We start from the raw sequence: 25534 nt of genomic DNA, 5'->3' as shown, positions 1-25534 counted from the left end.
CAGCGTAGAAGTTGACGTTACGTCAACGTCAAGCGCTTAGTTGGGCGTTGGCTACCGTTGGCAGCGAAGGCTTTTTGGAACCGCCCACGGGTTCAACCGTGATTCCCAACGACGCTGCGCCGGAGATGCCCTTGACCAGGGCAGGCCGTGACAGGGCAGCGGCGTCCATGAGCCCTTGGGAGACCGGATCCGAGCCGTCGCGGGGAATGAGCCACATTTGGTAGACCTTGCCCGGCGGCGGTGCCGGCACGTCCTTCATACGCACGACGGCGGCATCGTGTGAGGCGGAGACCGTCACCGTGGCTGTCCCGCCGCCGATGACTTGGACGGTCGCTTGCCGTACGTCCTGCGCCTGAAGAACCTGGTTTAGGGGGTCGTTTTGGGAAGCGACGTACGTGCCAATGCCCACGCCTCCGGTGGCGATGACGAGGGCGGCTGCGGCAGCAACAAGCCAGCGGCGGATGCCGCCCACCCGTCGTCGGGACTCCCTGCGGTTCCGCGCGGCACTGAGGTCTATTAAGCCGGAATCTCCGACGCCGGACGGGCTGAGGGCGGGGGACTGGTCACCGGTGCCCGTGGTCGCCTCGGCACTGGGGCGTGGGGATCCCGGTTCGTACGCTATAGCTGTAGTTTGGTCCGCGTCACGGGGAGGTAGCTTGGCAACAATTTGGTCGATCAACCCGGCGGGCGGCTCTTCTTCTGCCGCGAATGTTGCAGCAAGCGTTTCCCGTGCGGTGCGGACCCTGTTCAAGAACGCGGTCCGCTCCGTCTCCGGCGCGCGAGTCACATAGTCGTCGATGACTGCCCTCTCCGGATCGGTTATCGCGTCCAAGGCATAGATTTCGGCAAGTTCCGTCAGCCGGCCTTCAGCCAGGTCGGTGGCGATATCCTGGGCAAACATCCTGCGCACGTATCCGCTGCCCTCCTCTCCGGTAGTCATCGTCAGGCAACCCCCAGGCATGTCTTGAGCCGGATGAGCCCGTCGCGGATACGGGACTTGATGGTGGGCAGGGCAGCGCCTAGCCGTTCTGCCACTTCGCGGTAGGTGAGCCCGCCGTAGTAGGCCAGGCGTACGGATTCCTGCTGGGTTTCCGTCAGGGTTTCCAGGCACCCGGCCACTGCTTCGGCTTCGAGGCGGTCATCTACTTCTTCGGCGACGGAATCGTGGTCGGCCTCCTGGCTTGACGCAAACACCCTGGCTTCCCGGTCCGTTGCGGACTGGACGGATCTCACGCGATCGACGGCCCGCCGGTGGGCGATGGTCATCAGCCACGCGATGGGCGATCCCGCAGCAGGATCAAACGCTCCGGCCCCCTGCCAAACCTGCAGGAAGACCTCCTGTGTGGTGTCCTCGCTAAGACCCGGGTCAATCAGCACCCGGCGCGCCATGCCATAGACGCGGCGGGAAGTCGCTTCATAAAACTGGGCGAAGGCAGACTGGTCACCCTCCGCGATTAGCGCCAGGAGAGCGGCAAGCCGTTGGTTCAAGTCGGCAGCGCTGGAGGACTCCGCGGAGATATCGCTATCAGCGGCGGTGCCAGCGGCCGGCGCATTGGGATTGTCCATCGCTTCCCAGCATAGAGCGGCACTTCCAGAGGCCACGAACGATCTTGAAATCTTCGCGGTGGGCGCGTCCAACCCGGTGGCCCGCGCAGGCATGTGCAATTGCAGCGTGCTCACGTGCCCTCCTGACTTCACCTATTCCCCGGCATGTTCCACCCGCGAGTGGCCGGTCGATATCTTGGCCGTTCTGAGGACGGCTGAAGCTATCTGCTTGGTATTCGGCGCAGAAAGGACGACGGATGGGCCGGGCTACAGTTGCGCTCCGGCGAAACCCTGCTGCCGCCAGGCCTCGTAGACGGCGATCGAGGCGGCGTTGGCCAGGTTGAGCGAACGAAGGGAAGGCCGCATTGGCAGCCGCACACGGGCTGTCACATGTGGATCTTTCTTCAGTTCCTCCGACAGTCCCACTGACTCGGGACCGAACATGAGCACATCTCCCGGGCGGTAGGCGATGTCTGTGTACGAGGTGTCACCGTCGGATGTGAAGGCAAACACCCGCTCCGGCCGCAGGGCTTCCCACGCAGCCGTGATGTCCGGGTGGACGGTGACGACGGCAAGATCGTGGTAATCGAGTCCTGCCCGGCGGAGTTTCGCATCGGAAAAATCGAAGCCGAGCGGCTCCACGAGGTGCAGTTCGGCTCCTGTGATGGCTGCGAGACGGATGGCGTTGCCCGTGTTGCCGGGGATTTCGGGCGTGTGGAAGAGGATGCGGAACACAGATCAATCGTAGCCGTGGCTGCCGGCCCTGCCGGATTTGGGACCTCCTGTCCCTGTGGCAGGGCTGTCAGTGCATGCCACGGAGCAACCTGGCCAGCACCGGAACCACCACTGTATTCGGTGCCGGTCCCGACGACAGGAACTGCTTCACCCCGCGGACCAGGCCGGCAGCGTTGACCACCTGCACCGGACCGGACTCCTGATTGCGCCGGAACTGGTCGATGACCGGCTCGTGGAGGTTGCCTCCAGGACTGTGGACCACAATCCAGGCTGTGACGTTGAGTTCGGGGAAGATGTCCTGCATCTGCCTGACGATATGGTCCAGCCGCGGCGGAGCCACGGACCGGCTCCCATGACGCAGCACGGCGCCGTCCCAGGCGTACGCGCCTTTGGGCAGCATCATCGAGTCGATAAGCGCCAAACGGTAACCAGACAGTACCGCGTGGTCGATGTGCCCGTTGTCCGACGGCGACTGCAGTCCGTTGACCAGCCGCGCCGCGGGGATGCCGCTGAGCACCTGCCGGACCAGCAGTTGGACAGTCTGCATTTCCCGCTGGATGCGCGCTTCGGCACCAAAGATTCCCCGCTTGCGCGGCATCCCGTGCACTTGCCTGGCGGCCTCGGCCTCAGGGATGAGCGGCACTTCTCCGGGAATACCGTACGCAGGAACATAGAAGGGCGGATCGCCAGCAGTGCTCCGTGGCGTGGCTGGGCGCCGGGTGCCTGGCCGGAAAGACGACGACGGTCCTGTTGCGTAGCCGCCCTCCCCACGACCCTGCGAGGATCCGGCCTGCCCCGGATGGCCCGCCGCTCCAGTCCGGTACGTCGCCCGGGCGTAGCTTCGGTCATACGCGGCCCTGCGCTGGGGATCGATGAGTGTCTCGTAAGCGAGCGTGACCTGGCGGAAAGCCGCGGCGTCACCGCCGTGATCAGGATGGGCGCGGCGGGCCGCTTTCCGGTAGGCGGATTTGATGTCCTTCTCGGTCGCCGTCACCGCTATGCGCAAGACCTCGTAGTGTGACTTATTGTCGTGGTCCACATCACCACCCCCTCTTGCCAATCAGCCTGTGACGCACCGCAGCCAGAGCAAGCGCACATTCAAAAGCGCATGCTTTTAGCGGCCAGCCTGCCGCAACAGTGTATCCAGCTTGGCACCTAACGAGTCCTGGCCGCGCTCGACGCCCGCACGGCCTTCCTCCATAACGCTCAGCTGCAGCACTCCGGTTCCCGCGGCCTGCCACTGTACCGCGGGCGTGGCCCCGGTACAGTGGCAAGGCCCGCTGTTAGCCACCGTGGAGGTGGTCCCGAGGGCGTTGACAATCTTCGCTTGGGCACGGGCCGGTCGTGACGGCGGGCTAGACTTTCTGCCGGACACGTTGCCCGGCAGGCGGTCGGGCGCGACACGGACAAACGCGAGGGGATAACGGTGCGCTTCGAGGCCGGCAGCAGAGCGACCTTCCACAGCCCAGCCTTCCACAGCCCAACCTTCCACAGCCCAACCTTCGGTGCACCTTCCCTCCACAGCACAAGGCCCGCACAACTCGGCCGCTACTCAGCAGCAGGTGCCTTTCGTGGGGCCCTCTTGGCCGCCGTCGTCGTTTCGGTTGGTGCCGCCCTGGCGGCGTGCAGCGTCAACGTCCCAGATCCGGCGTTCGCCCCGGCAACGACGACGAGCACCCCCATCGCCACTCCAAGCATCACGCCCGGCCACGACGCCGAAGCCGTGGCAGCAAGGGACATGACCATGGGGGCGGGTGAGACGCTGGCAGCCGGTGTTCCCGTGGGCATCTCGGATAGCCTCAAGGAAGCGGAGGGCTGGAAGCAGGTCCGCCAGAACGTCCAAGGCGAAAACCGTTACACAAACGGCAGCGGTTGCACCGTGACAACAAGGGTCCGCACCAACCAAGGTCCATTGGCCGTATCCGGAGATGACAAAGCCTCCACCGCCGCGCTTTTTCAGTACCTCGATCCAAGCATCCTTCCGGAATACCTAAGAATGGACACCCTGCGATGGGGTGGTGAGGAAGGCAAGCCGGGCCCACGGGTGGAGGTGCTTTCCTTGGAAGGAACAAAGCACGCAGGTTCCAAAGCCACAGCGATTTTCGCCCGAGTCTTTGGCAAGGCGGGATCGTCCATTTATGTCTCCGTGTCCTGCCCCAAGCCCTCGGATTTGGACAAAGCGCGGCAGGATGTGATCTCGCGGCTTCCCGTGGTTCCGCCCACGTCATAGCCGCCTGCCCGTGATGCTAACGCGGCCGTGTGATGCCAACTCGGCCATCTAATGCCACGCGGCCGGGCCCTGTTCAGCCGCCTCGGTAGACTATAATCGTGCCCGCCTACCTCGACCATGCCGCTACTACGCCCATCGCGCCAGCCGCGCTTGAGGCGTTGACCCGTGAACTCACGCGCACTGGCAACCCGTCATCGCTCCACGCCGCCGGCCGCCGTGCCCGACGTGCAGTCGAAGACGCCCGGGAGGCTATTGCGGCTGCAGCGGGGGCGCATCCCTCGGAGGTGATCTTCACGTCCGGGGGAACCGAGTCCGACAACCTGGCTGTCAAGGGGCTGTTCTGGGCCCGCAGGGACGCGGACCCGCGACGAAGGCGGGTGCTGTGTTCCGCCGTCGAGCATCATGCCGTGATGGACGCCGTCGAGTGGCTGGAAACGCACGAAGGCGCAGAAGTCTCCTGGCTTCCCGTTGATGCCGAGGGAGTAGTGCGGCTTGATGCCGTCCAGGCCGCCATTGACGAGGACCCGGAGACTGTGGCGTTGGTCACTGTCATGTGGGCGAACAATGAGGTCGGCTCCATTCAGCCCGTACAGGAAATAGCCGAACTTGCACATAGGCACGAAATCCCGGTGCATTCGGACGCTGTGCAGGCCTTTGGTTCCATCCCCGTTGACTTTCGTGCCAGCGGTTTGGACGCCATGGCCATTTCAGCCCACAAGATCGGCGGGCCGGTTGGCGTGGGCGCACTTCTGCTGGGTCGCGGTGTGAAGCTGACTCCCGTGCAGCACGGTGGCGGACAGGAGCGCGACGTTAGGTCCGGTACGTTGGACACTGCATCCATCAGCGCCTTTGCTGCCGCTGCTGAAGCGGCAGTGGGCAACCTGACACAGGAATCCGCCCGAATCGAAACCCTTCGCGACCGCCTGATCGATGGAGTCCGGGCTGCGGTCCCGGAGGCAGTTCTTCGCGGTGCTCCCGGAGCCGGCAGACTGCCCGGCAATGCCCACTTCACCTTCCCGGGATGCGAAGGGGACTCCCTGCTGTTCCTCCTGGACCTGGCCGGGGTCCAGTCGTCCACCGGCTCTGCCTGCACGGCGGGAGTCCCGCGTCCTTCACATGTGCTCCTCGCGATGGGGCTTGGCGAAGAAACAGCCCGCGGAGCCCAGCGGTTCAGCCTGGGCCACACTTCCACCGACGCCGACGTGGATGCGCTCTTGGCCGCGCTTCCTGATGCCTATGCCAGGGCGCGACAGGCTGGGATGGCCGGGCACGAGTCCAGCATCGAAACCGCCGGGACAGCTGCCCGCCGATCGTCTGGGCAAGCCATCTAGGACTCCAGCTTTCGGAGGGCGCCTTGGTCCCGGCGAGCTTTAGCCGACCGGCAGGAGCTGATCCAACGGCACGTCCTGGTCAGTGAGGGCGTTCACATCCAGCGGGACACGGCCGGAGATCAACGCCTTGATTGACTTATGGACCTTGGGAACATTGATGCTCAGGCCAGCAACGAGCACTCCGTCCCGCAACCAGAATGCCAGGAATTCCCCACTGTCGGCGTCGCCGCGCAACACTGGCTTTCCCTCCACCAGGCTTGGGAAGCCCGAGTATTCGAGGCTGACCTCGAATTGGTCTGTATAGAAATACGGGACTGCGTCGTGCTGGGCACCCTGGCCCAGCATGGCTTTGGCCACAGTTTTCCCGCCCTTCAGTGCATTGTCCCAGTGTTCGCTGCGGTAGCGCTGGCCCGTGAGTGGATGCAACGCGTTGGCAATATCCCCGGCCGCAAACACATCGGGGGCGCTGGTACGAAGAGATTCATCCGTCAGGACGCCATTGTCGACGTCGATCCCGGCCTCCGCCGCGAGCTGGACGTCCGGATCCGCGCCAATTGCCAGCACCACCACGTCTGCCGGCAGTTCCTCGCCGGAATCAGTCACCACGGCGGCCGCGGCACCGGCGCGGTCAGCGTTGCCTTCTGCAATCCTTGACGCTGTTCCCTGGACGAAGCGCACACCGTGGGCTTCGTGCACGCCCCGTAGGTACGAGCCGATATCAGTCCCAACGGAGGCGGCGAGGGGCACAGGTCCACGGCCCAGGACAGTTGCGGTATTGCCAAAAGTCCTCGCAGCGGCGGCAAGCTCCATGCCGATCCAACCGGACCCCACCAAAACTACATTGAGTCCGCCGGGGGATAACAGTTCCTTGAGCTGGAGACAGTCATCCAACGTACGGAAGGTCAGGACGTTTTTGAGTTCGGCACCTGGCAGCTCCGGGTGGCGGGGAATGGATCCGGTGGCCAGGAGCAGCTTGGTGTAGTTGAGGCTCTTAGCTGTGGAAAGGTGCGCCGTGCGTCCTGTGACGTCCAAGGCTGAAACTGACGTGCCGAGCCAAAGGTCCACCTGGTGTTCGGCGTACCAGTCCCTGGGCAGGACCGGCACGGAGTCCTGGTCTTCGGTGCCGAGCAAGAAGCCTTTCGACAGTGGTGGGCGTATGTAGGGGTAGTGCAGTTCTTTGCAGAGCATTGTGACGTCGCCGTCGAATCCCTCGCTCCGCAGCGTTCGTGCTGCCGTGGCGGCGGCCAATCCGCCGCCAGCAATGACGATGTGTTCGCTTGCCATTCCGCCTCCATTCGGTGGGTCAAGGCCCCAATCCGGACCGGCTGCCGGGTTTTGGTACGGCTTCCGGCAAGCGGTAAGATGGATGGGCATTTGGTACACCCTCAGTGCATTCTTCCTTCATCACCAGCAGAAAGCCAGCATGCGAGTTCTTGCAGCCATGAGCGGTGGAGTGGACTCCGCCGTAGCAGCCGCCCGTGCCGTTGAAGCCGGGCACGACGTCGTCGGGGTTCACCTGGCGCTGTCACGCATGCCTGGAACCCTCCGCACCGGAAGCCGGGGCTGCTGCACGATTGAGGATTCGCGGGACGCTTGGCGCGCCTGCGACAAGCTCGGCATTCCGTTCTACGTCTGGGACTTCTCCGAGCGCTTCAAGGAAGACGTGGTCCAGGACTTCATCGACGAGTACGCAGCCGGACGTACCCCCAACCCGTGCATGCGCTGCAATGAACGAATCAAGTTCGCCGCCCTCCTCGAAAAGGCCATTGCGCTCGGGTTCGATGCCGTCTGTACCGGCCACTACGCCAAGGTGATCGAGGACGCCGACGGCAACCGCGAACTTCACCGGGCCGCCGATTGGGCAAAGGACCAGAGCTACGTCCTGGGCGTGCTGACGCATGAGCAGCTCAAGCACTCCATGTTCCCCTTGGCGGATACACCGTCCAAGGCTGAGGTCCGAGCCGAGGCGGAGCGCCGCGGCTTGTCCGTGGCGAATAAGCCGGACAGCCATGACATCTGCTTCATTTCCGACGGCGACACGCGCGGCTGGCTGGCAGAGAAGATCGAGATGACCCCCGGTGACATTGTGGACGAAACCGGGGCCAAGGTGGGCGAACACCCCGGAGCAAACGCCTTTACCGTTGGGCAGCGGCGCGGACTGAAGCTTGGTACGCCCGCAGCTGACGGGAAGCCTCGGTTTGTTCTAGAGATCCGTCCGAAGGAAAACAAGGTGGTTGTGGGGCCCGAGGGGCTGCTGGCCGTCGACGAAATCCGCGGCATCAAGGTCTCCTGGGCGGGCCTGCCCATCGCCGAGGTTGGCACCGGCGAAGAATTCGAATGCCACGCCCAAGTCCGGGCCCACGGTGACCCTGTCCCGGCTACCGCCTGGACGGAACGGGACTCCGCTGACTCGGACTTCCGCGAAAACCTGGTGGTGCGGCTTCGCGACTCCCTCCGCGGTGTGGCGCCCGGACAGACGGTGGTGCTGTACCAGGGCAGCCGAGTCCTGGGGCAGGCCACCATCGACGCCGCACGCTCGCTTCAGCGCGCCGCAACGTAGGCCGCTAGCGCACGCGGGGCGTGTCGACGTCGTACTTTCATGGTCCTGGCGCTTGCCCAGGCAACTGCTGGCCCGGCGTTGCCGTCCGCGGCGCGCCGCAATGTAGGCCGCTAGCGCACGCGGGGCGTGTCGACGTCGTACTTTCATGGTCCTGGCGCTTGCCCAGGCAACTGCTGGCACGGCCCGGCGTTGCCGTCCGCGGCGCGCCGCTGGAGGTCATTGCCTGCCCCTTGGCGCGCGGCCATACTTGGCCTTACAGCGATCCCGCTGACGTGTGGCTTGGGTGGGCGAGACGGCGATGACTGTGGAAATCCGGAAGAAAGTCCCGGGCGACATTCGTGCCGGGCAGATGGTTCCCGTGACAGTGCTGGCTGAGGGACCCGTGGCCTCCGGGCCCGGAGGGCCGCTGACGGTGGATCTGCGCATTCCCGTTGAACGGATGAGGCGAGGGCCATCCGGATTGCGCTTTGCCATCCATATTCGAAAGTGGCGCGGGACCAATGTTGCTCCTGTGACGCTGACTGAAGTAGGGGACCCGTGGCGGCTGGTCTCCAAACCACCGCCGTCAGAATTGCGCGAACTGCTGGATGACAACAGGTTTCTGGCACAGCATGTGTATGGAGTGGCCTCGGCGACGCTGGACCTCTTTGAGACCACGCTGGGCCGGCGCATGCCCTGGAACCTGGAAGGCCGGCTGGTCCTCAAGGCCCGCGACCAGGCAGACGCCTACGAGACCGGTTATGAGCGCGGAAGCAACATCATCCGTTTCGGCTCCATCGAACGGCTGGGATACAAGGTTCCGATCGCCCTTTACCGAGACATCGTGGCGCACGAGGTGACGCACGCCATCCTGGATGGCTTCCGCCCGGCGTGGGCCGACGCTTTGGCCAACACTGAACAGCTCGCCATGCATGAGGCCATCGCCGACCTTGTGGCGATTCTCTCGGTCTTCTCGTCCCGTGAGGTGGTGTACCGCCAGTTGGCCGCCGTAGCGAACGGTTCCGGAACAGGGAAACCGGTGACCGATGAGGTGATGATGAGGTCCCTTTTCGACTTTGCAAAAGACCTTTTTGCCCGCGGCGCCTTGCGCGAACCGCTCCTGGATGTAGCTCCAAAGGACTGGCAGCAGTTGCCCGAACCGCACGCCCGCGGCTCGGTTGTGGTTGGGGCGGTATTGCGAACGGTGCAGCGGCTGTGGGCGGAACGGAACAGCCGGTTCGGGGATAACCAGAGCCTGCAGCAGAAGGCAGAGTCCGGGTCGATCGTCGGCATGCGCGTCCTCCGCATGGTGATCAGGGGACTGTCCTACATGCCTCCCGTGGACGTGACGTGGCGGGACTTGTTGCGTGGCATCATCGCGGCGGACATGGACATGATCCCCGAGGACCAGCACCACTATAGGGACGTCCTGCAGGACGAGTTTTCGGCGATCGGCATACGCCGGATCCCTTCAGCCAACATCTCCGGCGTCGAAAACTACACTTCCCTGCGCTATCCGATAAGGCTGCGTGCCCTGGGTTCGGATCCCCAGGAAGTCCAGCGCTTTGTGTGGGAGAACCCCCGGCTCCTGGACGCCGCACGGCTGGAGCGGCGAACGCCACTCAGCTCCACCCGGGTACGCACATCGGAACGCGTTTCGCCGGACGGCTTTGTTGTTTCCGAGATAGGCGCTTCCTTCATCCAAACGGTAAGGATGGGGCGGAAAGAGGCTTTCGTGCGGTTGGGCCTGAAGACGGAACGTGACTACGTGGACATTCGCGGGGGCGGGGTCTTAAGGTTCGACGCCGGTGGGCGGCTTGTGTATGCGGCGTTCAAGCCCGTACTGGACCGGGAGCGTCAGGCGGCTATGTTCGTTTCCGATGAGCAGCGTGCGGCAGAGCAGGCGGCCTCCTCCACCGCACGCAACAAGTTCCACAGGACTGGGGACTAGCAGCTGTCGTGCACCCACGTTCAGTGTCCCCAGGCCGCCTTCTTCGCGGCAGTGGTCCCTTCAAGTTGGGCAATCTGGTCAAAGCCGCCTAACTTCAGTCCTTTGCTGACCACCTTGAGCACGTCCGCCCGGGAAAGTTGGCCATTGTCCTTCAGCGCGCGAATGAGGTTATAAGTGAATGCACCGTTGTAGCGGCCATCAAGGAACGCATCCGCGGCTGTTTGGTCTGCCCGGCAGGCCGCCATCAGGACTGGTTTTGCTACGTTGCCCATCTTGATGAGGTCCTTGAGGACACGAACGTCCTTTGATTCGTTTGCTGCCACGGCCGTTGGTGTCGGCGCGGGAAGGAACCTGGGGCGCCGCCCGGGCAACAGGTCCAGGGACTTTAGTCCGGTGCCGCTGTGGCAGGTATCCATCACGACTTCCATCAGCACTCCATCGGGGAGTTTGGCGAATAACTGGTAGAGCTCATCGTCCGAGATGACGGTGGCCGCGTCCCACGCGTCGCCGGCGTTATTGATGTCATGACAGGCGAACGCTTCGTCCAGCCGGTCTGCCTCGTCCCCGCTGGTATCCGGGATCTGTGTGCCATGGCTGGAGAAGGTGAAGACCAAGTGATCGGCTTGGCCGCTGGCGGCAAGGTCCAGTAACCCCTGCAGCTCATCCATGACCCGTTCCTTAATGGCGTCGGAGTCGTGGAGTACGGTGACCGAGTCGGCCGGAAACCCGTAGTCGGAGGTGAGCAGGGATGATAAGTCGTTGGCGTCGTTGACGCAGCCTTGGAGCCAGCTCGATTGGGGAAGATTGCTGAATTGGTTGATGCCTACGCAGAGGGCGGCTTTGCTCATGGCGGGAGACCTTTGGCGTGCGGTTGCGCGGACCCAGCCTCGAATTTAGCCGGATCCGGCGCGGATTGGACGTTCGATCGGCGGCCCCAACTTCCACCGCCCGGATGTCGAGCCGCAACTTTCCAACCTGGGCGGCAGATCCCACCGCCACGGGCGTAAGTCCGATCCGACGACACGCCGTTCCAGCGGCCGTTTCATCCGGCTTGTGAGTGGGGCCGGCACTACACGCAGGAACGCAAGATAACGATATTCCCGGTGCTTTCAGGGGGCAATGGACTCCCAAGCCGACCGACCGTTCGGGAACTGAACTACCGTAAGGTAAATATTGGGTCTCAACTCATCACAATTGCGCGTCGTTCTGATTGAATCGTGGCATCAGGACTGTGTTCTGCGCCACACTCCCTGCGCTGAGCGCGGTACTCATCGAACAGAAAGTTCACAGATGTCAATGAAATCCAAGGCCCTGCACGGCGTCATCGCGCTGGCAGGTGTTTCGGCCCTCGCCCTGACAGCCTGCACGGGTCCATCCGGCGGCAGCTCCTCTCCATCGGCGGCAGGCGGTCCCATCGCCTATGGCACCACGGACAAGGTCACGGCCCTGGATCCGGCAGGTTCGTATGACAACGGTTCGTTTATGCTGATGAACCAGGTCTACTCGTTCCTGATGAATTCGAAGCCCGGTGGTGCCGATCCCGTCCCGGACCTAGCGGAATCCGCTTCGTTTACGTCGCCCACGGAATACACCGTGAAGTTGAAGTCCGGCCTGAAGTGGGCCAACGGCCACACACTTGACTCCAAGGACGTCAAGTTCTCCTTCGACCGCCAGGTCAAGATCAACGACCCTGCAGGTCCCGCGGCGCTCCTGGGAAACCTCGACAGCGTCAGCACACCTGATGCGACCACCGTCGTGTTCAAGCTCAAGTTGGCCAACGACCAAACCTTCGCCCAGATCCTCAGCAGCCCCGTCGGACCTATCGTGGACGACGAGGTCTTCCCGGCAGACAAGATTCTTCCCGACGATGAGATCGTCAAGGCAAAGGCGTTCTATGGCCAATACACCATCGACAGCTACAAGAAGAATGAACTGGTCAGCCTGAAGGCCTTCCCGGACTACAAGGGCCTCCTCGGAAAGCCGGCCAATGATGCGGCGACCATCAAGTACTACGCCAGCCCAACCAACCTCAAGCTCGATATCCAACAGGGCAACCTTGACGTAGCCAACCGCAGCCTAAGCGCCACGGACGTCGACGACCTCAAGAAGGACTCGAAGGTCAAGGTCAATGTTGGCCCGGGTGGCGAGATCCGGTACATCACGTTCAACTTCAACACGATGCCGTACGGCACCAAGGCGCCCAATGCCGACCCAGCCAAGGCCCTCGCCATTCGGCAGGCCATCGCCAACCTCGTAGACCGGCAGGCTATCGCCGACCAGGTCTATAAGGGCACCTACCTTCCTTTGTACTCACATGTGCCCAGCGGCTTCCTCGGTGCCAACCAATCCTTCAAGGACCTTTATGGGGATGGCTCGGGTAAGCCGAGCACGGACAAAGCCAAGAAGGCGCTGAGCGATGCGGGCATCGCTGGACCGGTGGCAATCAACCTGCAGTACAACCCGGACCACTACGGCAACTCTTCAGGTGATGAATACGCCCTTGTCAAGGCGCAACTGGAGAAGTCTGGCCTGTTCAAGGTCAACCTGCAGTCCACAGAATGGGTGACCTACACCAAGGCCAGCCGTGCTGACGAATACCCGATCTTCCAATTTGGGTGGTTCCCGGACTTCAGCGACTCCGACAACTACCTGTCACCGTTCTTCCTGGAAAACAACTTCCTGAAGAACCACTACAACAACCCGACCGTGATTCAGCTCATCAACAAGCAGCTCACCACGACGGACAAGGGCCAGCGTGAATCGGCCATCAAGGATGCGCAGAACGCCCTCGCCAAGGACATCTCCACATTGCCGTTGCTGCAGGGCGCCCAAGTCGCCATCTCGGGCACCGGGGTGAACGGCGTGGACAAGACCCTGGACGCATCGTTCAAGTTCCGGCTCGGAACCGTTTCCAAGTAGCCGGCACCGACACCAAGTAACCGGCTCAGGGGGAGGCCGGGTGCCGGACCGGCGCCCGGCCTCCTCTCCTGCCGATTCGCTGGCTCCACGCGCCAGCACCCATCACCAACCGCGCAATCCGCGGGATCCGAAACTTTTAGGCAACAATGACTTCTCTTATCGAGGTGCCCGAGGCCAAACCGGGAGCAGTGACTCCCAAGAGCAAGGCCGCACCGGGCGGAGGACTTGGACGCTACCTAGTGGTCCGCTTCTTCCTGATCATTCCCACCATCTTCATCCTCGTCACCCTCGTGTTCTTCATGATGCGAGTCATCGGCGACCCCATCACAGCCGCCCAGGGTGGGCGGCTTCCCCCGGACGTCCTTGCGCAGCGGATTCACGACGCCGGCTACGACCGGCCAATCCTCGTCCAGTACGCCGAGTACCTGGGTCAGTTGGCCACCGGGAATTTCGGCACCACCATCACTGACCGCCGTCCCGTCGTCGACATGCTGGCCACGTTCGGCACAGCGACACTCGAACTGTCCATCAACGCCCTGGTTGTGGCGCTCGCCGTCGGAATCCCGCTCGGCTTGATCGCAGCCCAGCGCCGTGACAAGGGGCAGGACGCTGTCCTGCGCTGCTTCGCGATCCTCTGCTACGCGACGCCCGTGTTCTTTTCCGGGCTCCTCCTCAAGCTGGTCTTCTCGGCTTGGCTCGGGTGGCTGCCCGTCGCCGGCAGGACGTCCACACGAACCGAACTCACCATGCAGGGCTTGGCTGCGCCATCCGGGATCTACTGGCTGGACGCTCTTCGCAGCGGCAATATGGCTGCTCTGGGCGATATCGCCGCGCATGCAGTGCTTCCTGCCATAGCCCTGGGGCTGTTGACCGCCGGAGTGTTCCTTCGTCTGGTCCGCACCAACGTCATTGGAACGCTTGGCAAGGACTATATCGAGGCCGGGCGCTCCCGGGGCGTAAGTGAGTTCCGCCTCCTCACCAGGCACGCCTACAAACCGGCACTGATTCCTATCATCACGGTCATGGGCCTCCAGATTGCGCTGATGCTTGGCGGCGCGGTGCTGACGGAGACCACCTTCGAATGGAAAGGGCTCGGGTACCAGCTAGTGCAATACCTGAATGCGCGGGACTTCGTCGCCGTACAGGGCATCGTGGTGTTGCTGGCCGTCATCGTGGCCGTAACCAACTTTGTGGTGGACGTTGTGGCCGCCCTGATCGATCCCCGCGTGAGGTACTGACCATGAGCACATCTGAACTGCACGCGAGCCGGGGCCCGATCCTTGGCAGGCTCCCTGTAGTCTCCCACCTGCGCAAGAGTGTTGGGCTGCAGCGGGGCATGCTTGTCGCCGGGGTGATCCTCACCGGCTTCTTCCTGCTCGCAACAGCGTTGGCACCGCTGCTGGCTCCTTACGGCTATAGCCAACTGAGCGACAACTCCGGATCATTCCCCACTCAACAGGCGCCAAGCGCAAAGCACCTCTTGGGAACTACCGTGGGCGGCTATGACGTGCTGTCACGGGTCTTGTGGGGATCGCAGACCGCTGTCACTGTGATCGTGGTGTCCGTGGCCATGTCCCTGTTCCTTGGCGTGGCACTAGGACTGCTCAGCGGCTACTTCGGCGGCTGGCTTGACCGGATCATGGTGGTCATCGCGGACGCCATTTACGCGTTTCCTTCGCTGCTGCTGGCCATTGTGATGTCAATCGTCATCAGCCGTGGACAGTCGAGCTTCTGGGGCGGCATCCTGGCCTGCTCGTTCGCGATCACCGTGGTGTTCGTGCCGCAGTACTTCCGGGTGATCCGCGCCGAGACCATCCGGTTGAAAGCTGAGCCCTTCGTGGAGTCGGCCAAGGTGGTGGGCGCTTCGAGCCTGCGCATCATGGGACGCCACATCTTTACGAATGCCACGCGCACTTTGCCGCTCATGTTCACCCTGAACGCTTCCGAGGCGATCCTCACGCTCGCAGGCCTGGGCTTCCTGGGCTTCGGCATTGAACCGTCATCTGCGTCGGAGTGGGGTTTCGACCTCAACAAGGCCCTCTCCGACGCCTCGTCCGGAATCTGGTGGACCGGGGTCTTCCCCGGCCTCGCGATCGTCCTGACGGTGCTCGGACTAACCCTGGTGGGAGAAAGCATCAACGACCTTAACGACCCACGGCTGCGTGGCCGGCGCCGCGCCGGAACCAAACAACTCAAGGCAGGCAAGGCATGACGGTGAACCTGGGAACGATGTCCGACAAGTCGGGCCGTGCCGTCGGACCAGTGCTGGACATCGACGGATTGAAGGTAACGTTCGCCACCGACAGCGGAGACGTTGAAGCTGTCCGGGACGTCAGCCTGGATGTGAAGCCCGGCGAAGTCCTTGCGATTGTGGGTGAGTCAGGCTCAGGCAAGACCGTTACGGCGAAAACAATCCTTGGACTGCTGCCGGAAACGGCCACGCAATCCGGGACGGTGGTGATCCGCGGACATGACGTTGTCAGCGTGACACCGGCAGCGATGCGGCAGATCCGGGGCCGTGACGTGGCGATGGTGTTCCAGGAACCCTCAACCGCCCTGAACCCGGTCTTTACGGTAGGTTGGCAGATCGCCGAAGGAATCCGGGCACATAGCGCCCACGGCCACAGGGTGTCAGCCAAGGAGGCCAGGAAACGGGCCGTTGACGCCCTGCGCAAGGTGGGAATTCCGGATCCGGAAGTCCGCGTCAACTACTATCCGCACCAGTTCTCCGGTGGTCAGAAGCAGCGTGTGGTCATCGCGGCCGCGCTGGCACTAAACCCTGGGCTCATAGTGGCGGACGAACCCACAACGGCCCTGGACGTCACCGTCCAAGCTGAAATCCTGCAGCTTCTGCGGGACCTGCGGGACCAGTACGGCACATCCATCGTGCTGATTACCCACAACATGGGCGTGGTGGCGGACCTCGCCGACCGCGTGGTGGTGATGTACCAGGGTGACGTGGTTGAAGAGGCCTCCGCCCGGACCCTGTTCGCCGAGCCGCGTGAGGACTATACCAAGCGCCTCTTGGCCGCAGTGCCCCACCTGGGCCGGCAGTCGGCGTCGGAAGGGGTGACAAAACGGCTCCACCAGGACGGCAAGGTCCTGGTGGAAGCCAAGAACCTCACCATCGAATATCCAGGCAGGCTGGGCCGTCCCGGCTTTAGGGCCGTGGACGACGTCAATTTCACTCTGTCAGAGCGTGAGGTCTTTGGTCTGGTGGGAGAGTCCGGATCGGGCAAAACCACCATCGGGCGAGCCATCGCCGGGCTCAACCGCGTCACGGGTGGCAGCCTCAAAGTCCTCGGCTACGAGATGCTGAACTTCAAGGAACGGACGTTCAGGCCACTCCGGAAGGACATCGGCTTTGTCTTCCAGGACCCGGCGGCGTCGTTCAACCCGCACCTGAGCATCGGGGAGTGTGTCGCGGAGCCCATCGTTATCCACGAAAAGGCATCACCGGCGGAGACACGACGCCGGGTCGGCGCGCTGCTCGAATCAGTCCAGTTGCCGTCGTCGTTCGCGGCGCGGTTCCCGCATGAGCTGTCCGGCGGACAGCGTCAGCGGGCCTCCCTGGCCAGGGCACTGGCCCTCAACCCCCGGTTGCTCATCGCGGATGAGCCGACGTCGGCACTGGACGTTTCGGTGCAGGCCAAAGTTTTGGAGCTGTTCCGGGACATCCAGGAAGAGTTCGGTTTCGCTGCCCTGTTTATCAGCCACGACCTGGCTGTGGTGGACATGCTGTCGCACTGGGTTGGCGTGCTGTACAAGGGCAAACTGGTTGAGCAGGGCATCGGCAGCCACGTTATGGGTGCGCCGCAGCACGATTACACCAGGCGGCTCATCGCGTCGCTCCCCGTGCCGGATCCCGCCGAGCAGGCGTTGCGTCGTGCGGAGCACCGCGCCTTGCTGGGCACCTAGGGTCGCACGCAAGCCTGCGCCCAAGCCACTCGGCAAGTGCGTTACGGGCCCGCCTCCGATCGTGGAGGCGGGCCCAAGGCCTGTCCTGCGGGAGGTCAGGGCGCGGCAAGATCCGGAGCGCTACGGCACAGCCTAGACTGAAGGCATGACCGAACTGAACAACGCCCACCCTGACGATGCCGAAACCTACGATCCTTCCGCCAGTTCCTTGGCCGGCCAGGTGGACGCGTCAGTCATGGAAGAGCTGTTGTCCATCCGGTCCAGTATCGACAACATTGACGCAACGCTGGTGTTCCTGCTCGCCGAGCGGTTCAAGGCCACGCAGAAAGTTGGCGTACTCAAGGCGACGCACAAGCTTCCTGCTGGAGATCCCGGCCGCGAAGCAGCCCAGATCGCTCGGCTCCGCAGGCTTGCTGAGGAAGCGCATCTGGACCCGGCCTTCGCTGAAAAATTCCTCAATTTCATCATTAGCGAGGTCATCCGGCACCACGAAGCCATCGCGGAGGACCACCAGGCCTCGGCCGCCAAGGCATAGCGCATGGCGGAAGGATTGCCGCGCGACCAGGTAACAGCGACGGCCCACGGCCCCTGGCCCGGGAGCGATCCCTTAGAAGCCATCCGGATTGTCCGTGGCGAGCTCGGCACGCCGCATCTGCCCTTCCTTCCTGAATTTCCGGACAGGGGAGTGGGCTCGGACGCTGTGGGGCGGACAGCATGCCTGCTGGAGGAACTGGCGATCGACGTCCAGCCGCATGGCTGGCGCCTGGTGGACAAGCCCGGCCGCGACATGCAGCGTGCGCGCTCTGCCCTTGCCACGGATCTCAACGTTCTGGCGGACGTCGCCGGCGAGGAAGAGCGGCCGGCGGAGGCGTTTAAGGTCAGGCTCCTTGGACCACTGTCGCTGACAGCCGCGCTGTACCTTCACAACGGCGAGCGTGCGCTGTCAGACCATGGTGCCCGCCGCGATATCGTGCAGTCGCTGACGGCGGGGATTAAGGACCACCTCAAGCGTGTATCCGTGGCCGTTCCGGGCGCCGCCCTTGCCGTTCAACTGGACGAACCGGACATCGCCGACGTACTGGCGGGTACCATTCCTACGGCCAGCGGTTACCGAACTCTTCGTTCGGTCCCCGGTGAAGAGGTCACACTGGCGTGGCGAGCCGTTATTGACGCCGCCAGGGACGCCGGCGCTGCCGAGACCGTGATTTCAGTGCCCGAAGTTGAAGCGCCGTTCCAGCGGATCCTTGCCTCCGGGGCCGACGGCATCGCGGTGCCGATTAAGGCCCTCACCACCCGGCAGTGGGAACAATTGGCGGGCGCTGTCGAGGGAGGGAAGCGCCTCTGGCTGGGGGCGCTGCCGACGGCGGACCGGGTAGCCGCGCTGCCCCGGACCGCCGACGTCGTCGACGCCGTTTGGCGACCGTGGCGCCAACTTGGCCTCCCGCCGTCGCAGCTTGGAGCGGTCAGGGTGACACCGTCGCACGGTCTGGTTGACTTTGGCCCGTCGGAGGCGAAGGACATTCTGGTACGGCTCACAAAAGTGGCCGATGGCCTGAACCAGGCTGCCCTGGGCTAGGCCAACCTTGCTGGTCGGAAATGCAGCATCAGAGCCTTGCGGCCGCGTCAGCGGGTACCGAACGTCCAGGGATTAGAGGCGCTTTTCCCAGCGCTCCGGTTCGGCATACCGGGGCAGCCCGCTGGTGGTGTCCGCCGTCGCGCCGGGCAGATAGGGCTGGAGCCGATAGCTGAAGCGGCCCGCGTAAACCAAAATCAGGCCAAGCTGCGGCTGAATCACCTTGACCTGGATGCGGTGCAACTGCTCAATCGGATCCCACCACTGCTCCGCGTAGGCCTTCGCATCCATCACGGCAGGCAAAGGAACACGGAGGGGGCCGGCAAGCAGCCGGGACGCTTCCGAAACACCGCGAAGCCGGCCCTCATCCGTGACGGCCAGATCCAGTTCGGTGACGAGCCTCCGGTACTTGCCAACGTAGTCCACCAGCCTTGTGCCGCGTGCTGGCTTCGCAGGCTTGCTGTCGTCCACAGTCGCTGGGACCGGGCCGGTTGGGACTGCGCTGGTGGTGTCTTGGAAGAGCCGGGTGACGCGCGGAAAGAAGATCTCGCGCCTGGCTGTCAGGCTCGACCGCCCGAAAGGATCCATGTGGGCGTGGTTCTCGATCCGGAACGGAATCCCTTCGCCGTACTCCGGAAAAAATGCTTCCTCGCTGGCCGTCAGCGCAAGAAAGGGCCGAAGCCACGGCTGGCGGCAGCCAACCACGTCAAAAACCCCTTCGCCGATACCGTAGTGGCCCGAACCGGGGGTCAATGAGAAATATTCCTGGAGTTCGGGTTGGAGCCGGGCGAAATCGCCGCCAAGGGCTTGTTCGTAAATAGGCGTGGTCACGAAGTTCCTCCTAATTTGGGAGTGCGGCGGCTTGCGGCGGACGCGGGCTGCGGGTCGGTTTACAGGCGTCCCGCCGCTTTCAGCCGAATGTAGGCATCAGCGAGTTTGGGAGGCAAATCCAGCGGCTCGGCATCAACCACTTCGGCGCCGAGCTGCCTCAGTTCCGCGCTGACGGCCTCGCGTTCCAGTAGTGCCCGTTCCGCTGCCGCGGCGGCGTACACTTCGCTGGCCGAAGCGCGTTGTTCGTTCATTTCCGCAAGGCGCGGGTCCCGGACGGAAGCCACAACCACCACGTGATCGCGTGCAAGTTGCGCCACAACCGGGACAAGGCCCTCTTCTGGTGCGCCGACGTCCAGCGTCGTCAAGAGCACCACCAGCGAGCGATGCGCGGACATCGAACGGACCTGGGCAGGTACTTGCCACCAATCCAATTCGATCAGTTCAGCCTCGAGGGGTGCCATGGCTTGGACCAACATGCCCAGTAGGTTTCCTTTCGACGACGAGGAAACCTTGCCGCGGACCCGTCGGTCGTATGCAACAAAGTCCACCCGGTCGCCGCCTCGCTCCGCGAGGACCGCCAGCAGGAGCGCCGCCTCGATTCCTGTGTCCAATCGGGGCTCGTCGCTGATGCGTGCTGCCGCTGTCCGCGAAGTATCCAGGAGGATGACCACCCGGCGGTCCCGCTCGGGTCGCCAGGTTCGGACGACGACGGCGGATCGCCTTGCCGTGGCGCGCCAGTCGATGGACCGCACATCATCGCCGCGGACGTAGTCGCGCAGTGAGTCGAACTCGGTACCGGCCCCACGGATTTGCACGGCGGCTTTGCCGTCCAGCTCCCGCAGCTTCCTGAGCTTGGATGGAAGGTGCTTCTTCGCATGGAATGGGGGCAGGACTCGCACGGAGGCCGGTGCCGCAAGTGTCCGCTGCCGTGCACCGAGTCCCAGCGGCCCCAGAGAGCGCACGGTTACGTGCGGGGACCGTAAGTCGCCCCTTCGCCTGGGTTGCAGATGCACCACCAGTCTGCGCCGTTCGCCGGCCGGGATGGAAATGGACTGGATGGGATCTGTCGCGCCTGCCGATGGTTGCCATCCGTCCCTCACGGAAGCTCTGAGTTTACGCCGGTTGGTATTTTCGAGGATCGTCGGTACGTCAACCGACGCCCCTAGGGTGACGTTTCCGGCGTCGCCCCTTACAACCTTGACGCGTGCAGGCGACGCTGCCAGCAGCGCATCCAGCACGAACAGGGCCAGCAGCGAGGCGGCAACCAAGGACACCGTAGTCCACGAGGGGAAGAGGGCCAGTGGAATTAGCCCTGCCGCCACCAGCAGTACGAAGCGGCCTGTTAATGCCACGGCTGACCTCCCGTGAACGCTATTAACAATTGGCCCTGGCGGCGTCGCCAAATTGTACGCATCCCAGCCCCGGTTCGTTCCGCCGTCGTGAGTGCCAGGCGCTGTGGGATCTCGGGGGTCATCGCGGCACTGGCACAGTGGCCAGCAGGCTGAGCAGGACGTCGTCAACGTGGACGCCGTCCATCTGTGCTTCGGGTCGAAGCCCAACGCGATGCCGCAGGCACGGGAGCGCAAGCGCCTTGACGTCGTCTGGAGTGGCGAAGTTGCGGCCCGACAGCCAGGCCCAAGCGCGGGAGGTATTCAATAGGGCAGTGGCACCACGTGGTGACACTCCCAGCTGGAACGACGGCGCGGCGCGCGTTGCCCTGACGATGTCGACTATGTAAGCAAGCACTTCCGGTTCAACCCGAACCGCGGCCACCTCATCGCGGGCCGCCTCCAGTTCCTCCGCGCCTGCCACGGCCCGGACTCCAGCGGCCGCCAGATCCCTGGGATTGAATCCGAAGGCGTGCCGGCGAACCACCTCGATTTCCTCGTCCCTGCCCGGCAAAGGCAGGGCGAGCTTGAGAAGGAAGCGGTCCAGCTGCGCCTCGGGCAACGGATACGTGCCCTCGTACTCCACGGGATTCTGCGTGGCGGCCACCAGGAATGGCGAAGGCAGGGGCCTGGAGACGCCGTCGACGGAGACTTGGCGCTCTTCCATCGATTCAAGGAGAGATGCCTGGGTTTTCGGCGGCGTCCGGTTGATCTCGTCGGCCAGCAGGATGTTGGTGAACACCGGGCCTTCGCGGAACGTGAACTCCGCCGTATGGGTGTCGTAGACCAGCGAGCCAGTGACATCACCCGGCATCAGGTCCGGAGTGAACTGAACCCGCTTGGTGTCGAGACGTAGTGCCATGGACAAAGCGCGGACCAGGAGGGTCTTGGCCACGCCGGGCACGCCTTCCAACAGCACATGCCCGCCGCACAGCAGGGCGATCAAGAGTCCGCTGACTGTGGCGTCCTGTCCCACAACGGCCTTGGCAACTTCCGCGCGGACGGCTAGAAGCGCATCTCGCGCTTCGCTGTTGCGTGGCGATGACGGGTCTGCTTCGCGAACCCCGCTGTGCTGAGTCCAGGCGTTGTTGTAGTCGTGTCTATCAGGGTAGCCCTCAGGCTGATGGCTCATGGGCGCTTCGCCTCCTTTTCGAGATGTTCGACTTGCTGGGCCCACCGCACCAGCTCGCTGTCATTCGTGGGCCGGGCGCTATTGAGTATTCGGCGGGCCTCGCCGCTGTGTCCGAGGCGCCGTTCAGCGGCATCCACCACGGCGTCGGCGCTCGCATCCGGTCCCAGCCTAAAATGTCGGGCGAGGCGGGCCAGGCAACCGGCACGTAGATTGTCCGCGGCGACGCCTATGGCCCGGGTGTCCTGGTACAGCCGTGCCCTGCCCTCTGCGGTTTCGGCTGCTTTGACAACGACAGGCAGGGGCTCGGTGACCAACGGGCCGTGGCGCCGCCCCCGCCATAGGATGGCGGCTACGGCAATGACCGCCAGCCACAATCCCAGGAAAGTAGTCCACGGCGGCACGAGTTCATTGATTGTCGGACGATCCCTTGCCTGGCGGACTTCGGTGATGCCAGGCATGAACCAGATCAGCTCTTTGGTGCTGCCGAGGCTCCGGATGGCAAGTGCCGCGTTACCGTCTTTGTCCAGGCCACCGTTGCTGAGCAATGTGGTGTTGCCCAGGACGGTGAGTTTGCCATTCGAGGTACGCGCATAGGCGCCTGCGGTGCTTCCGTTTGTGTAGCAAACCTCGGGTGCCGTGTAGACAAACGAACTGTTCGCGGAAATCTGCCCGGCGGCTATTGCGTCTGGTGCGGAACAACCAGGGTCTACCACTTTGGCGGAATCGGGGAGGACGCCGGCTTGGTGGATTTCCTTTGTCAGCGCAGCCAGGGTCTGGGTTCTGGGTGCGGCGACCACTAGCTTGCCCACGCTGTCGGATAGCTCGTCAAGCTGCGCTGCGTCCAGGTAGCCGTTGCGATCGTAGAGGAAAACAGTCGCATCCCCGCCGCTGTCCACAAACGCGTCCGCAGTCTTGGCTAGGCTGTCCGTAGTCCTGACTGTTACACCATGTTTTTCCAGCACCCTGGCCAAGGCCATGGCTCCGTCGGGTGCTGCATTGCGCGTGGACAGTTTGTTGCGGTCAGCTGGCGTAGCGAACAGTGCCACGGCCTGGAGGACCAGCATTGCAATGAGCAAGCTTCCTACAATCACCAGGACCGGGTGTCGCCGAAACCACGCCACAGCCGCCTGCCGCGCTGAGGGCCGCGTTTGGGACGTACGGGCCTCCACGTCCGCCAGGACGCTCACCGTGGCACCGCCGGGCTGATTCCTGGCCGGTCGGCGTGCGTGGGAGTAGTCGCAGTCAAACGTGTGTCCAGCTCGCGAATCATTGCGTGATCCTCCGCCTTGGCGGGCTGGTGACCATAGCGAACGCTGTCGAAGAGGACGGCAGCGTCCCTCAACTGCTCCGCCTGGAGCGGGAAAGCAGGACCGATTTCGACCGCGGCCTCGTCGGCCGTTCGACCGGCGCGCGGATCGATGACCACCCGTTCTTCGGCGCCCCGGACAATCGCTCGGAACTGTTCGACGACGGCGCCCGCCCAGTCACCGGCTCCGGCCAGCTCGGCCGCCCGGCGTCGGTGGGCCTCGGCTGATACTGAAGGGCCGTCGTCGAACACGTCCTTATGCACCGCGCGGCGCGCGTTCAATCGCGGGCGGGCCAGGAGCACTGCCGTCACCACAACGGCAATACCAAGGAAGGCCACCAGCGGGACAGTGACGTCAGCTCCGGCCCAGGGATCACCGCGGAAAAGCGATTGCACCCACTCCGTGATCTGACGGATGAAGTCTTCGAACCAGCTGGGCGCAGCCTTCTGGTAGCGGGGATCGGCCAGTTCCTCCGCCGCCCAACGCTGGGCTTCATTCCGATCCGGGTCAAGTGGCGGTTCGAATGCCGGGCCGTGGAGCAGGGAGGCTACGACCCAGGACCCATTCACCTCGCTGGGGCGCCGAAACGCCCAGGGATTCCGTCAGGGTCCGCGCCTGTTTCCAACAGTCTCAGCAACTCAACGTCGAGGCCCTCATGACGCATGCGCAGGTCCATGTACAAAAGCGAGCTCACTGACGTTTGGAACGCGAAGCCCAGGGCCCCAACCAGGGCGCCTACCGCCAGACCGGCCAGGGTGACCGCCGTGATGCCGGCCATAGCCTCGTTTAGGCCGCCGTGCGGAGCGACGGTGAGGACAATCATTTGCATGCCAAATTGGATAGGTATCATCACCACCTGGCTGATCACGCCCACGAGGATCGCGGCAACAACCGTGATGCCCAGGATTCGCCACCAGTTGAACCGCGTCAGGTTCCAAGATCTCGTCAAGGCCTGCACGGCTCCGATGTCTTCCACAACGGCAGCCGCAGGCGCAACGCTTACTTTGATAAATAGCCAGGCGCCCAGTGCGAGCAGGCCTAAGCCAACGATGAAGGCGAAGAAGAATCCTGCGGCACCGGCTGCCATCGCAAGCACGATGGCAAGGCCTACGCCCACGGCTGCGAGTGCAGTGTAGCCAAGGATCATCAGTGCCCCAATACCGGCGAGTGTCCAGATTCGGCCTTTCGCGAGCGACCACATCATCTTGAATCGCGTCGTACGGTTCAGGACGGACCTCGCAACGGGTACGGCCATAACGCCCTGCAGAATCGCCGACAAGAAACCCACCACTAGGGAGGCTCCGAGGCTAATCCCCATATACGCGAGGAACTGGGACATCATGTCGTTTAGTTCCGTTGTCGAGGGCCTTGACCCGATAGTGGCCGTCCGCGCCATGAAATTGGTGATCCACGGGACCATGGCGGCCCCCGCTCCTGCGCGGAGCACCTCGACAAGGACTGCGGAACCGAACATCGCCGCGGCATTCCGTCGTACCGTCCTAAAGGCGCCGTCCAACACCTCACCGAACATCAGCGGCCTCAAGGGAACGACGCCGGGTTTTGGCGGGGGAACGTAGCCTTGGGGAGGCATGTGGTGGCTGGCCTGGTAACCGCCCCACTGTGGTGGTGATCCCCATTGAGGCTGGGTGCCCCAACCCGGTTGACTGCCCCACTGGGGTTGGGCTCCCCATTGGGGTTGGGCTCCCCATTGGGGTTGCTTGCTTTGCGGCGGCGTGTCCCATTGGGGCTGTGATCCCCACTGCGGCTGGTTTCCGTATGGCTGGTTGGGGTATGGCTGGTTGCCCTGTGGAGCTTGGCGCGGCTGTGGTTGTGATCCCCACTGCGGCTGGTTTCCGTATGGCTGGTTGGGGTATGGCTGGTTGCCCTGTGGAGCTTGGCCCGGCTGTGGTTGTGATCCCCACTGCGGCTGGTTTCCATATGGCTGGTTGCTGCGTGGCGGAGCGCCCCACTGTGGCTGCGTTCCCCACGGGGCCTGGCTGCCCGCCTGTGGTCGGCTTCCACCTTGCGGCTCGGCAGGCGGAATAGCCGGGTTGTCCCCGCCCCGCTGCCGCTCGTCGTCGGGCTGTGACACTTTATCCTCCCCACAAGATTGGACCGCTGTGGCGGCCCTGGGA

Annotated in this window: 24 protein-coding genes; 11 read left to right on the top strand and 13 right to left on the bottom strand. The window is 63.7% G+C overall.

What is annotated here, in order from left to right; translation table 11 throughout:
- Positions 1 to 28: 28 nt before the first annotated feature.
- The 5 genes from LD110_RS05695 to LD110_RS05675 all read right to left on the bottom strand — a co-directional run bounded on the left by LD110_RS05695 (position 29) and on the right by LD110_RS05675 (position 3757).
- Positions 29 to 940, bottom strand: coding sequence for an anti-sigma factor (locus tag LD110_RS05695; RefSeq protein WP_225497013.1), 912 nt, complete (start codon positions 938 to 940; stop codon positions 29 to 31).
- A gap of 2 nt (positions 941 to 942) precedes the next feature.
- Positions 943 to 1566 (bottom strand): ECF RNA polymerase sigma factor SigK, encoded by a 624-nt coding sequence (gene sigK / locus LD110_RS05690; RefSeq protein WP_225497338.1) that lies wholly within the window; start codon positions 1564 to 1566, stop codon positions 943 to 945.
- 246 nt (positions 1567 to 1812) lie between these two features.
- Positions 1813 to 2280, bottom strand: a complete 468-nt coding sequence (locus tag LD110_RS05685) for a tRNA (cytidine(34)-2'-O)-methyltransferase (protein ID WP_225497011.1) — start codon at positions 2278 to 2280, stop codon at positions 1813 to 1815.
- Positions 2281 to 2347: 67 nt separating this feature from the next.
- Positions 2348 to 3319: a DnaJ domain-containing protein gene (locus LD110_RS05680; RefSeq protein ID WP_225497010.1), complete on the bottom strand. Its 972-nt coding sequence runs from the start codon at positions 3317 to 3319 to the stop codon at positions 2348 to 2350.
- 75 nt (positions 3320 to 3394) lie between these two features.
- Positions 3395 to 3757 (bottom strand): hypothetical protein, encoded by a 363-nt coding sequence (locus tag LD110_RS05675; RefSeq protein ID WP_225497009.1) that lies wholly within the window; start codon positions 3755 to 3757, stop codon positions 3395 to 3397.
- A gap of 105 nt (positions 3758 to 3862) precedes the next feature.
- Here LD110_RS05675 and LD110_RS05670 point away from each other — a divergent pair, with 105 nt between their 5' ends.
- Together LD110_RS05670 and LD110_RS05665 are read left to right on the top strand one after the other, a co-directional pair.
- Positions 3863 to 4510: a hypothetical protein gene (locus tag LD110_RS05670; RefSeq protein ID WP_225497007.1), complete on the top strand. Its 648-nt coding sequence runs from the start codon at positions 3863 to 3865 to the stop codon at positions 4508 to 4510.
- Between the two features lie 98 nt (positions 4511 to 4608).
- Positions 4609 to 5841 carry a cysteine desulfurase family protein gene (locus tag LD110_RS05665; RefSeq protein WP_225497005.1) on the top strand — a complete coding sequence of 411 codons (1233 nt, stop codon included), beginning with the start codon at positions 4609 to 4611 and terminating at the stop codon, positions 5839 to 5841.
- A 39-nt stretch (positions 5842 to 5880) separates the two neighbouring features.
- Here LD110_RS05665 and LD110_RS05660 read toward each other — a convergent pair whose 3' ends face one another.
- The gene (locus LD110_RS05660; protein WP_225497003.1) at positions 5881 to 7125 is read right to left on the bottom strand and encodes an NAD(P)/FAD-dependent oxidoreductase; all 1245 of its coding nucleotides are present in this window, start codon (positions 7123 to 7125) and stop codon (positions 5881 to 5883) included.
- A 139-nt stretch (positions 7126 to 7264) separates the two neighbouring features.
- On the opposite strand from LD110_RS05660, the gene mnmA reads away from it, so the two are divergent.
- Both mnmA and LD110_RS05650 read left to right on the top strand, forming a co-directional pair.
- On the top strand, positions 7265 to 8401 hold the full coding sequence (gene mnmA, locus LD110_RS05655) for a tRNA 2-thiouridine(34) synthase MnmA (RefSeq protein ID WP_225497001.1): 1137 nt from the start codon (positions 7265 to 7267) through the stop codon (positions 8399 to 8401).
- Positions 8402 to 8699: 298 nt separating this feature from the next.
- Positions 8700 to 10331: a hypothetical protein gene (locus LD110_RS05650; protein WP_225496999.1), complete on the top strand. Its 1632-nt coding sequence runs from the start codon at positions 8700 to 8702 to the stop codon at positions 10329 to 10331.
- A 20-nt stretch (positions 10332 to 10351) separates the two neighbouring features.
- On the opposite strand, the gene LD110_RS05645 is transcribed toward LD110_RS05650, so the two are convergent.
- Positions 10352 to 11179, bottom strand: a complete 828-nt coding sequence (locus LD110_RS05645; protein WP_225496998.1) for a caspase family protein — start codon at positions 11177 to 11179, stop codon at positions 10352 to 10354.
- Positions 11180 to 11621: 442 nt separating this feature from the next.
- Here LD110_RS05645 and LD110_RS05640 point away from each other — a divergent pair, with 442 nt between their 5' ends.
- From LD110_RS05640 to LD110_RS05615, 6 genes are all read left to right on the top strand, one after another.
- Positions 11622 to 13250, top strand: a complete 1629-nt coding sequence (locus tag LD110_RS05640) for an ABC transporter substrate-binding protein (protein ID WP_225496996.1) — start codon at positions 11622 to 11624, stop codon at positions 13248 to 13250.
- Positions 13251 to 13396: 146 nt separating this feature from the next.
- Positions 13397 to 14488: an ABC transporter permease gene (locus LD110_RS05635; RefSeq protein ID WP_225496994.1), complete on the top strand. Its 1092-nt coding sequence runs from the start codon at positions 13397 to 13399 to the stop codon at positions 14486 to 14488.
- Between the two features lie 2 nt (positions 14489 to 14490).
- A complete protein-coding gene (locus LD110_RS05630) occupies positions 14491 to 15462 on the top strand; it encodes an ABC transporter permease (RefSeq protein ID WP_225496992.1) in 972 nt (323 codons plus the stop codon).
- Positions 15459 to 17168: an ABC transporter ATP-binding protein gene (locus tag LD110_RS05625; protein ID WP_225496990.1), complete on the top strand. Its 1710-nt coding sequence runs from the start codon at positions 15459 to 15461 to the stop codon at positions 17166 to 17168. Before LD110_RS05630 ends, LD110_RS05625 begins: the two co-directional genes overlap by 4 nt.
- A gap of 145 nt (positions 17169 to 17313) precedes the next feature.
- Positions 17314 to 17703 (top strand): chorismate mutase, encoded by a 390-nt coding sequence (locus LD110_RS05620; protein ID WP_225496988.1) that lies wholly within the window; start codon positions 17314 to 17316, stop codon positions 17701 to 17703.
- Positions 17704 to 17706: 3 nt separating this feature from the next.
- Positions 17707 to 18744, top strand: a complete 1038-nt coding sequence (locus LD110_RS05615; RefSeq protein ID WP_225496986.1) for a hypothetical protein — start codon at positions 17707 to 17709, stop codon at positions 18742 to 18744.
- A 72-nt stretch (positions 18745 to 18816) separates the two neighbouring features.
- Here LD110_RS05615 and LD110_RS05610 read toward each other — a convergent pair whose 3' ends face one another.
- From LD110_RS05610 to LD110_RS05585, 6 genes are all read right to left on the bottom strand, one after another.
- Positions 18817 to 19572, bottom strand: a complete 756-nt coding sequence (locus LD110_RS05610) for a DUF4166 domain-containing protein (protein WP_225496984.1) — start codon at positions 19570 to 19572, stop codon at positions 18817 to 18819.
- Positions 19573 to 19631: 59 nt separating this feature from the next.
- Positions 19632 to 20924: a DUF58 domain-containing protein gene (locus tag LD110_RS05605; protein WP_225496982.1), complete on the bottom strand. Its 1293-nt coding sequence runs from the start codon at positions 20922 to 20924 to the stop codon at positions 19632 to 19634.
- A gap of 118 nt (positions 20925 to 21042) precedes the next feature.
- Positions 21043 to 22092 (bottom strand): MoxR family ATPase, encoded by a 1050-nt coding sequence (locus tag LD110_RS05600; protein ID WP_225496981.1) that lies wholly within the window; start codon positions 22090 to 22092, stop codon positions 21043 to 21045.
- Positions 22089 to 23168: a DUF4350 domain-containing protein gene (locus LD110_RS05595; protein WP_225496980.1), complete on the bottom strand. Its 1080-nt coding sequence runs from the start codon at positions 23166 to 23168 to the stop codon at positions 22089 to 22091. Before LD110_RS05595 ends, LD110_RS05600 begins: the two co-directional genes overlap by 4 nt.
- Positions 23169 to 23275: 107 nt before the next feature.
- Positions 23276 to 23968 carry a DUF4129 domain-containing protein gene (locus LD110_RS23845; protein ID WP_225496978.1) on the bottom strand — a complete coding sequence of 231 codons (693 nt, stop codon included), beginning with the start codon at positions 23966 to 23968 and terminating at the stop codon, positions 23276 to 23278.
- Positions 23965 to 24741 (bottom strand): hypothetical protein, encoded by a 777-nt coding sequence (locus tag LD110_RS05585; RefSeq protein ID WP_225496976.1) that lies wholly within the window; start codon positions 24739 to 24741, stop codon positions 23965 to 23967. The genes LD110_RS23845 and LD110_RS05585 overlap by 4 nt, the downstream gene beginning before the upstream one ends.
- On the opposite strand from LD110_RS05585, the gene LD110_RS05580 reads away from it, so the two are divergent.
- The gene (locus LD110_RS05580; RefSeq protein ID WP_225496974.1) at positions 24740 to 24976 is read left to right on the top strand and encodes a hypothetical protein; all 237 of its coding nucleotides are present in this window, start codon (positions 24740 to 24742) and stop codon (positions 24974 to 24976) included. The two genes, LD110_RS05585 and LD110_RS05580, sit on opposite strands and share 2 nt — an antisense overlap.
- The last annotated feature ends 558 nt before the right edge of the window (positions 24977 to 25534 follow it).

Source organism: Arthrobacter sp. M4 (assembly GCF_020251205.1).
Lineage (GTDB): Bacteria > Actinomycetota > Actinomycetes > Actinomycetales > Micrococcaceae > Arthrobacter.
This window is presented reverse-complemented; position numbering and strand designations above follow the sequence as displayed.

Bases quoted from the DNA above. Each gene is read 5' to 3' on its own strand.
- LD110_RS05695 (WP_225497013.1), bottom strand. From the start codon at position 940: ATGACTACCGGAGAGGAGGGCAGCGGATACGTGCGCAGGATGTTTGCC.
- sigK (WP_225497338.1), bottom strand. From the start codon at position 1,566: ATGGACAATCCCAATGCGCCGGCCGCTGGCACCGCCGCTGATAGCGAT.
- LD110_RS05660 (WP_225497003.1), bottom strand. From the start codon at position 7,125: ATGGCAAGCGAACACATCGTCATTGCTGGCGGCGGATTGGCCGCCGCC.
- mnmA (WP_225497001.1), top strand. From the start codon at position 7,265: ATGCGAGTTCTTGCAGCCATGAGCGGTGGAGTGGACTCCGCCGTAGCA.
- LD110_RS05650 (WP_225496999.1), top strand. From the start codon at position 8,700: ATGACTGTGGAAATCCGGAAGAAAGTCCCGGGCGACATTCGTGCCGGG.
- LD110_RS05645 (WP_225496998.1), bottom strand. From the start codon at position 11,179: ATGAGCAAAGCCGCCCTCTGCGTAGGCATCAACCAATTCAGCAATCTT.
- LD110_RS05640 (WP_225496996.1), top strand. From the start codon at position 11,622: ATGTCAATGAAATCCAAGGCCCTGCACGGCGTCATCGCGCTGGCAGGT.
- LD110_RS05635 (WP_225496994.1), top strand. From the start codon at position 13,397: ATGACTTCTCTTATCGAGGTGCCCGAGGCCAAACCGGGAGCAGTGACT.
- LD110_RS05630 (WP_225496992.1), top strand. From the start codon at position 14,491: ATGAGCACATCTGAACTGCACGCGAGCCGGGGCCCGATCCTTGGCAGG.
- LD110_RS05625 (WP_225496990.1), top strand. From the start codon at position 15,459: ATGACGGTGAACCTGGGAACGATGTCCGACAAGTCGGGCCGTGCCGTC.
- LD110_RS05620 (WP_225496988.1), top strand. From the start codon at position 17,314: ATGACCGAACTGAACAACGCCCACCCTGACGATGCCGAAACCTACGAT.
- LD110_RS05615 (WP_225496986.1), top strand. From the start codon at position 17,707: ATGGCGGAAGGATTGCCGCGCGACCAGGTAACAGCGACGGCCCACGGC.
- LD110_RS05600 (WP_225496981.1), bottom strand. From the start codon at position 22,092: ATGAGCCATCAGCCTGAGGGCTACCCTGATAGACACGACTACAACAAC.
- LD110_RS05580 (WP_225496974.1), top strand. From the start codon at position 24,740: ATGTCGTTTAGTTCCGTTGTCGAGGGCCTTGACCCGATAGTGGCCGTC.
- LD110_RS05585 (WP_225496976.1), bottom strand. From the start codon at position 24,741: ATGATGTCCCAGTTCCTCGCGTATATGGGGATTAGCCTCGGAGCCTCC.